Here is a 7049-nt window from a genome sequence, read left to right as displayed (position 1 = left end):
GAACTTGCATCTGCCAGGTTTCAAGGTCTTTGGAATGATTAGTGTTTAAAACCACTGATTGCCGCCGATCTCCCCCGAAAAAAATCGCTCTCTCTCAGTACGAGCGCTTCTCCCAACCAAAGAAATCAATGTAGGCTGGGTAGACGCTGACTTAAACGTTTTATCATTTTTCTTTTCCTCAACTAATATTTTGGACTAGTCTAATAATGGTCCCACTGCTAAGCCAATGCGCCCGGCGACGGATTGCATTCTTTGTGCCTCATGTGAGGTGAAGTGTCGAGGGCGAAACGTACCAACGTGAAATACCCCAATAACTCGATCTTTAGCCAGTAAAGGTACGCCTAACATTGAGTGCAGTCCTTTTTTTCGTAAAATTGTACTAAAAACATTTGCCTGCGCTAGATCGTAGACGATCGCTAGTTCCCGACTGGCAGCGACCTGACCGGCAAAGCCCTGTCCTATAGGTATTTTGACTTTTGTTTCTATTTCTTCTTCCAGCCCCAAAGTAGCACTTACGGTTAGTTGCTGCTCGCTGGCTGTACGTAGTAGCACTGTAACTGTATCAACGTGCATGACTTGGCGAATACATTCGAGTAGGTCGTATAGCAGATTGTTGACGACGAATTGAGAAGATAAACTTCGAGCGCGCGGCTGAGCGCTTTGGTGGCTGAGCCGCGCAGTCATTTCCATTTGGCTCAAGGAAGAACTGAGCGAAAACAGGCGGTTGTTGTCTTCAAATACGTGAACGTGTTCAAGAACGCTGCTTCGCTCGACTAGCTTGAGTGGCTTGCGGTTAGAGATTATCCGCGCTGGTACGCCTACTGCAACTGAGTCTGGTGGAATATCTTGAGTTACGACTGCTCCAGCACTAATAATGCTACCCCGACCGATAGTGACACCATCAAGAACTTTGACTCCATATCCCAGCCAACAATCATCTCCAATCGAACAATGTTTGCCACTTTTGACATCACCAGACACATCAATACAAGTATATGGTCCAATAAACGTCTGTTTGCCAATCTCAATCTGGCAGTTTTCGCCGCCGCCAATCTCAACTCCACGTTCTAGAACTACGCGCTCGCCAATCGAAATCCTACAGTTATTTTCTGATGCATTGACCCGTACCCCTCGGTAAATGCAAACGCGATCGCCGACTTCAAGATTACGAGTCCCGCTAAATTCAACACCGTCTTGAAGATAAACTGCTTTACCTATATGTTTAAAAATTGTGCGATATATTTGATTGCGTAAAATTACGGCTGATGCAGATGTTGGCAACCATTTAAGTATAGTCGTGACTGATATTTCTCTCAATCGTCTCCATTTGAAGTTAGATAATTGTACGTTCATGATTCAATGCTTCAGAATCTCATCTAGTGTTTGGGAGATCGAGACAGGAAAACTTTTGCGCTCGAACTTCCACGTTTTTCTGATGCCAGCGCCACAGCAACTTAGTATTCCAGTACCAGGTAATTGCTTTGGTAGCAATATGGATTACAAATAATTTAGGAGGGAGCTTTAGGGGTCCTGTAGAATCCCTAAATAGATCTATAGAATTAGCCAACACTTTAGCTTCTCCCAAACGGCAAAGTTGGCAGACTGGCGTACTAATACTACGACCTTAATTTTGGATGAAGTTCTTTGTGAAGCTACGCGCACGCTCTATGGCGGAGTTTTCCCTACCTCTGACATGATGTTAAAATCTACCATCGGTGCAAATAAATCAATGCTGCCTCGATTCCCGGATCGGCGTTCTTGCTGGTAGTTTTTTGCGTCTGCTATTGTCACCACGATTGCAAAGGGAAGTTAGAAGCTGAAAGCTATCGATAGATAACAGTAGTCTAACACAGTCTCTCAGGGGAGCATGTAACAGGCATTTAGAAGCTAACAATACCTTTAGGGGTGGTGTTGTAAAAACTTGCTGAATCAAAAGTGTTTTTATCTGTAAAAAAATAAATACTTGCACTTTCCCGTACTTTACCTAATTGACAAACGATGAGATTGGTGCCCAATTGACAGGTTTTTCATTTGACCGGAGTATAGAGGTGACAGCACCAAAGATCGTACTGAAATTTGTCGAGCAGCGCAGCGCGAGAAACAAGGACGGGCAAGCAGTGAAAAATTTGCTCTAACTTGTTTGCGGAAATTCGAGAGTAGCTATTGTAGCTGCTGCAAAAGTCAAGCAGAAAATCTTCAGCAGGTAGAAGTCCTATGACAGAAGCATTGAAGCTTAATCCTCAAAAAGACGCTCGGGTTTTATTGTTGTCCTTACGAAATATTAAGTTTCATGTGGCTCGCTGTTATTTGTACGAGCTGGAAGATGCGATTTGCGAATTAGACTCAGCCGAGCTGCTGACACCAAATTTTCAACCCAACTTATTCAAAGTGACGAATAAGCTAGCAAATCATGCAGCCAAAGCGATTGGTCATAGCAAGCTAATGAATCCATTGTTCAATCAAGTTCAGCTCCAGCAAGACTATGACTTATTCTTTTTTCTTTGCCAGTCCCCGCAAGATATCCTCTGTATTAATTCAATTAAGGGTTGGCGCGAGCGTTGCCACAAAGCTGTAGTTTGGCTCGATGAAATTTGGGCGAAAGATCTTCAGAGCTGGAAAGCACAACTAAGTCTTTTGAAAGACTTCGATCGAATTTTCATGAACTTTAGCAATAGCATTTCAGGAGTAGCTGAGATCGTCCAGCGCCCTTGTGAGTATATTCCTTTTGGCGTTGATGCAATTAAGTTCTGTCCTTATCCCTTGGAGCGAGAACGCAGTGTCGATCTTTATAGTGTTGGTCGTCGCTCGCAGGTAACGCACCAAGCTTTACTGGAGATAGCAGAAAACACCAGTTTTTTTTATATATATGAAACTCTCAGAGACTTATACGCCATCGACTATAAATATCATCGCAGCTTATATAGAAATATTTTGAAAAAGAGCCGTTATTTCATTGCTAACAGAGCGAAATTTGACGATACAAATGCCACAGGCGGACAACAAGAAGTGGGCGCGCGCTTTTTTGAGGGAGCCGCAGCAGGAACAGTCATGCTGGGAGTGCCGCCCGAATCCAAATCATTTCATCAACATTTCGACTGGGAGGGTGCAGCGATCGAAATTCCCTACGATGTGCCTCACATTGCTGAAATTCTGGCCGAACTTGACGCTCACCCACAGCGCTTACAAAAAATCCGTACTGATAATGTGGTGAACTCGCTGCTACGGCATGATTGGGTTTACCGTTGGGAAACAATTTTAGCGACAGTCGGACTGGATAGTACGCCAGCAATGGCGGCTCGAAAAGCTAACTTGCAAAACCTGGCTCAAACGATCTTGGCTAGGGCGAACGCATCTAATTGTGACGCTTCGGAAATAAGGCTGTTTTCGGACTCCCTTGAACCGATCCTGAAGGAATCCTGGAACTCGCCTTAAATGGAACTGGGCGCGCTATCTGGGAATGGATTTAGCATCATCCGCCCCAGCTCACTGTCGTGGCGTTCTCGTAGCCATCGTGCAGAAACTGACGCGCTTGATGCTTGACAAGCTTGGTCTGAAATACCCTGGCTAGTACCTTTTAAATTGGCGAAAACTCCAATCGGTCTGTCAAAAGGTCGTTTAGCTTTACCCAAAAGAATTCCAGCAGGTGATGTTTGGCACAAACAAATACATAACCGCCTGACAAAAGTTTACAGTATGAGAAATTATGCACGTAGCTGGTCTTTATCGCATAACAATCGGTCAACTCGTAGTCGCCTTGATCCAATGAACAGTTCAAAACTCATACTTCTGTGCTGTGTACTTATCCTCAGTATGATTTTGCCATTTTCCTGCACGAGTGCAGACTCGAAGACTCGTATGCTGCAACAAAGAGACGGGAAAGTCATCTTTGGCGTGAACAACGGCACTGGATATGATGACTCCCAAGAGTTCAGCCAAATGGTGTCAAAGCGGATCTCCGCTCTCGGTCTCACCGCAGTCCGCACCGGAGCAGACAAGATGAAGTGCGAGCGGGAGGGCGAGCCGTGCGATTTTTCTCGGCGTGACTTAGTGATTCAAGAGCACTTGGCTCAAGGGTTAGCCCTTCACATGGTAATCGCTTTCAGGTGGGAACTCGATGCTGCCGGATACGATCCCGTCCAGTGGACGAAGAACTATGCTTGGAAATGCGGTCAAGTGGCTCGTCATTGGAAGGATACGGTACGCTACTACATAGTGGATAACGAACCAGACCTCGACTACGGTGAAGGACAACGGGCGAAAGTCGAACCCGCTACTGTAGTGAAGATGCAAAAGGCATGTTACGAGGCGATTAAAAAAGTGGATCGGGGCATCCTCGTGGAGTCCTCTCCCGCCCAAAGACCGAATACGGAATACAACCGCGCTCTCCTCAAGGCAGGTATTGGAAAATATGCCGATCTCATCGGCACTCACATGTACGGGGGTCAACTGAGGGAAGATGCAATCGCGACGCTGCGCAAATGGATGGCGGAGTTCGGTGTCAACAAGCCGGTGGCGATTAGCGAGTGTGGGTCGGACCCTAACTGGTTCAACCCAGGCGGCTCCGATGGAGAGTGGAAGGGTCGGCACGGGCGAGAGGCGCGAGCGCTGTGGCTGCGGGACATGGCTGCCTACGCTCGGCGCCAGAAACTCCACAACGTTCTGTTCTTCAGTATGTTCAGCATTCATGGAGATTGGGAAATGGATCGGGATCGGGCTGCTCTGGCGGCACTCAAGGATATCGGACACGGGCGATTCTAGCGAGATTGTCTGGCTCAGTCTTTGCGCGAGCGCTTCTCTCAACCGAAACGATCGATGTAAACTGGGGGAAGTCAACATCACCAAACGGCGTTACAGGCACCCCTAACGGGGACAACTCCAGCTTTAGTCGCGAGGAGTTTTTTATGACAAGAGTATAAATGGCGACTATGTCAAAGATCTTCTGGTTGTAATCCAGTTTGCTTAGAGATTTTGGCTAACATGCGAGGACCAATTTCTTCCCCGTCGTGAAAAGCAAACACGACATCAGTCCAGCCATCGCGCTGAAGAATTTTATGAGAGGAGGCTGTCTCGCGCTTGACACTCCAACCAATTCGGAATAGGGCGGCAAGCACGCGCCTGGACTTAGTAGCGCTCCACTGGCTCATGTCGATGTCGATGCAATTGACTCTGTTGCCAGCTCTGGGGGTAGTCGAAACAGCGTTAGGAGCTGCTGAGTCGCTTCACCATGCTCTACCTGCTCTGCCAGTACCCGTAAAGCGAGAGCTTGTGCTTTCGCGATTGCCTCCTGTTGAGTGAAGCCGTAGACGAGTACTCCTGGTATTTCTGGGACAGCAGCAATGAATCTGCCGTCCTCTTCGGTATCAAGTTCGATTGATAGTTTCATATAGAGCTATAGGCTGAGTATCTTTTCCTGCCTTTAGGATAGCTCGACAATTGGTGCTCCAATCCCTTTCTTTAGGCTTTGCATTGGGGAAAGCACAGTTCTTTCTCCTCCAAAACGTCTGTTGCTACCACTGTAGAGCTGAAGCATTTAATATTTAGCATCTTCTAAATTCATTTGTCTCGAAGCAATCGATCTAGTTGCAGTCGCTCGTCGCTTAACTCGATAATTTCTTGGCTGTCGAGAATCAATCTAGCTTCGGCTTCGCTTACGCCTAGCCTTTGCATGAAATACTCGAAGCTAATTTCGTTATTGCGATACTTTTTGATCCCATCACACACCCAAAAACCCCAGTTCATCACGACATTGATCGGAGAACTGGAGGTAACAGAGTAGCTACCAGAAAGAGTAATAGCTGTATACTTGTCGCCGTCTTTCTTGACTACTAGTTGTCAGAGGATTTCGGAATTTTCACTCATGCAGATGCTTGCTGTTCTCGCTCTAACTTCTCGGCGATCGCTTCTCTAACCCACGCGCTCATATCTTTTCCAGCAATTTGCCTTAACTTTTCTTCCATACTTAAGGGCAATCTTACCCCAATCTGCTTTTTGCTAATTGGTTCTGATTCTACCAAGCAAAACTTCCCCGTTCTTTCGTCTCTTACCCTTGCCATATTTATACAAGCATAGTCAGCTACTCTCTATTCCAAGTCTAGCATGGCTTAACTATTGACCCTACCATGTTTAGCATGGTAGAATACAAACATATCAGGGGCGGTAGCTCTCTAGATTGGACCCTGGAAGCTAACCGCCCATTATCCCTTTACGAAAAAGGAACAGCTTATTATGGCATATCTTACCGCACCCGACGCAGTTGGCGCAAAACAGTGGTATCGCTACTACGTCGATCTAGCCAGCGAAGAGCGTGACTATCAGGGCGTACCAGAATTTACTAGAACAATTGATGTGGTAGTGACGCAGCCAAGCAAAGAAGCGATTGCCTCATTGGTTGCAGCCTGTAGCTGGTTGAAGGGTTACTCCGTTGTCTCCTACAACGAACCGAGCTTTGAAGAAGCGCCGTTCTGATTCATAACCTGGCTGGAGGTACAAAGCCTCCAGCTTCTATTTGTAGGAGAAAACTATGAGTGACATCATACCAACCCACAAAGACTTATCAACACTGGCGATCGCTCCTCATCTCAAAATCGATACAATTGACGACTTGCAACGCTTAGGTGAAATCCTGTCTCGCTCTGGATTTTTTGAAGATTGCAAACAAGCAGCGCAAGCGGTGGTGAAGATTTTGGCAGGAGCGGAGCTGGGTTTTCCAGCTTTTTCCTCGATGTGCGGCATTTACATCATCAAAGGAAAGCCAGCAATTGGAGCAAATCTGATGGCAGCAGCAGTCAAAAGAAGCCCTCGCTATGATTATCGAGTTTTAGAACTAAACGATCGCATTTGTAAAATTGCCTTCTTCGATGGGGGACGAGAAATTGGCGTGAGCGAGTTTAGTACGGCTGATGCACAAAAAGCCGGAACTCAAAATATGGGGAAGTTTGCGAGAAATATGCTGTTCGCCAGGGCAATGAGCAACGTGAGTTCGATGAGAAAAACTAGCCAAAAAGAAAACTGAGACCTATGCTCAAAATACACACACAATAGTCTCAGCT

9 protein-coding genes are annotated in these 7049 nt (G+C 46.4%); 4 read left to right on the top strand and 5 right to left on the bottom strand.

Going from position 1 to position 7049, the window contains the following annotated elements:
- Positions 1–195: 195 nt before the first annotated feature.
- Positions 196–1353 carry a GAF domain-containing protein gene (locus DSM107010_RS42645; protein ID WP_106170212.1) on the bottom strand — a complete coding sequence of 386 codons (1158 nt, stop codon included), beginning with the start codon at positions 1351–1353 and terminating at the stop codon, positions 196–198.
- Between the two features lie 861 nt (positions 1354–2214).
- Between DSM107010_RS42645 and DSM107010_RS36030 the strand changes: the two genes are divergently transcribed.
- Together DSM107010_RS36030 and DSM107010_RS36025 are read left to right on the top strand one after the other, a co-directional pair.
- Positions 2215–3432 (top strand): glycosyltransferase, encoded by a 1218-nt coding sequence (locus DSM107010_RS36030; RefSeq protein ID WP_106170209.1) that lies wholly within the window; start codon positions 2215–2217, stop codon positions 3430–3432.
- A gap of 147 nt (positions 3433–3579) precedes the next feature.
- A complete protein-coding gene (locus tag DSM107010_RS36025) occupies positions 3580–4758 on the top strand; it encodes a hypothetical protein (protein ID WP_127025274.1) in 1179 nt (392 codons plus the stop codon).
- Between the two features lie 170 nt (positions 4759–4928).
- Here DSM107010_RS36025 and DSM107010_RS36020 read toward each other — a convergent pair whose 3' ends face one another.
- The 4 genes from DSM107010_RS36020 to DSM107010_RS36005 form a co-directional block, all read right to left on the bottom strand.
- A complete protein-coding gene (locus DSM107010_RS36020; RefSeq protein ID WP_039712721.1) occupies positions 4929–5144 on the bottom strand; it encodes a type II toxin-antitoxin system HicA family toxin in 216 nt (71 codons plus the stop codon).
- On the bottom strand, positions 5141–5383 hold the full coding sequence (locus DSM107010_RS36015; protein ID WP_106171563.1) for a type II toxin-antitoxin system HicB family antitoxin: 243 nt from the start codon (positions 5381–5383) through the stop codon (positions 5141–5143). Before DSM107010_RS36015 ends, DSM107010_RS36020 begins: the two co-directional genes overlap by 4 nt.
- A 170-nt stretch (positions 5384–5553) precedes the next feature.
- Entirely contained in the window at positions 5554–5739 is a 186-nt protein-coding gene (locus DSM107010_RS36010) for a hypothetical protein (protein ID WP_106171561.1), read from the bottom strand.
- 116 nt (positions 5740–5855) lie between these two features.
- The gene (locus tag DSM107010_RS36005; protein ID WP_106171558.1) at positions 5856–6053 is read right to left on the bottom strand and encodes a hypothetical protein; all 198 of its coding nucleotides are present in this window, start codon (positions 6051–6053) and stop codon (positions 5856–5858) included.
- A gap of 172 nt (positions 6054–6225) precedes the next feature.
- Between DSM107010_RS36005 and DSM107010_RS36000 the strand changes: the two genes are divergently transcribed.
- Together DSM107010_RS36000 and DSM107010_RS35995 are read left to right on the top strand one after the other, a co-directional pair.
- Entirely contained in the window at positions 6226–6465 is a 240-nt protein-coding gene (locus DSM107010_RS36000; RefSeq protein ID WP_106171555.1) for a hypothetical protein, read from the top strand.
- 55 nt (positions 6466–6520) lie between these two features.
- Positions 6521–7012 carry a hypothetical protein gene (locus DSM107010_RS35995; RefSeq protein ID WP_127025272.1) on the top strand — a complete coding sequence of 164 codons (492 nt, stop codon included), beginning with the start codon at positions 6521–6523 and terminating at the stop codon, positions 7010–7012.
- Positions 7013–7049 lie beyond the last annotated feature (37 nt).

This window comes from Chroococcidiopsis cubana SAG 39.79, from assembly GCF_003991895.1.
GTDB lineage: Bacteria > Cyanobacteriota > Cyanobacteriia > Cyanobacteriales > Chroococcidiopsidaceae > Chroococcidiopsis > Chroococcidiopsis thermalis.
Note: the sequence above shows the minus strand (reverse complement) of the source record. Positions and strands in the feature narration are given on the sequence as shown.

What these genes read in the sequence shown, in the direction of transcription:
- DSM107010_RS42645 (WP_106170212.1), bottom strand. Translation starts at nt 1,353, where the DNA reads ATGAACGTACAATTATCTAACTTCAAATGGAGACGATTGAGAGAAATA.
- DSM107010_RS36030 (WP_106170209.1), top strand. Translation starts at nt 2,215, where the DNA reads ATGACAGAAGCATTGAAGCTTAATCCTCAAAAAGACGCTCGGGTTTTA.
- DSM107010_RS36020 (WP_039712721.1), bottom strand. Translation starts at nt 5,144, where the DNA reads ATGAGCCAGTGGAGCGCTACTAAGTCCAGGCGCGTGCTTGCCGCCCTA.
- DSM107010_RS36015 (WP_106171563.1), bottom strand. Translation starts at nt 5,383, where the DNA reads ATGAAACTATCAATCGAACTTGATACCGAAGAGGACGGCAGATTCATT.
- DSM107010_RS36010 (WP_106171561.1), bottom strand. Translation starts at nt 5,739, where the DNA reads ATGAACTGGGGTTTTTGGGTGTGTGATGGGATCAAAAAGTATCGCAAT.
- DSM107010_RS36005 (WP_106171558.1), bottom strand. Translation starts at nt 6,053, where the DNA reads ATGGCAAGGGTAAGAGACGAAAGAACGGGGAAGTTTTGCTTGGTAGAA.
- DSM107010_RS36000 (WP_106171555.1), top strand. Translation starts at nt 6,226, where the DNA reads ATGGCATATCTTACCGCACCCGACGCAGTTGGCGCAAAACAGTGGTAT.
- DSM107010_RS35995 (WP_127025272.1), top strand. Translation starts at nt 6,521, where the DNA reads ATGAGTGACATCATACCAACCCACAAAGACTTATCAACACTGGCGATC.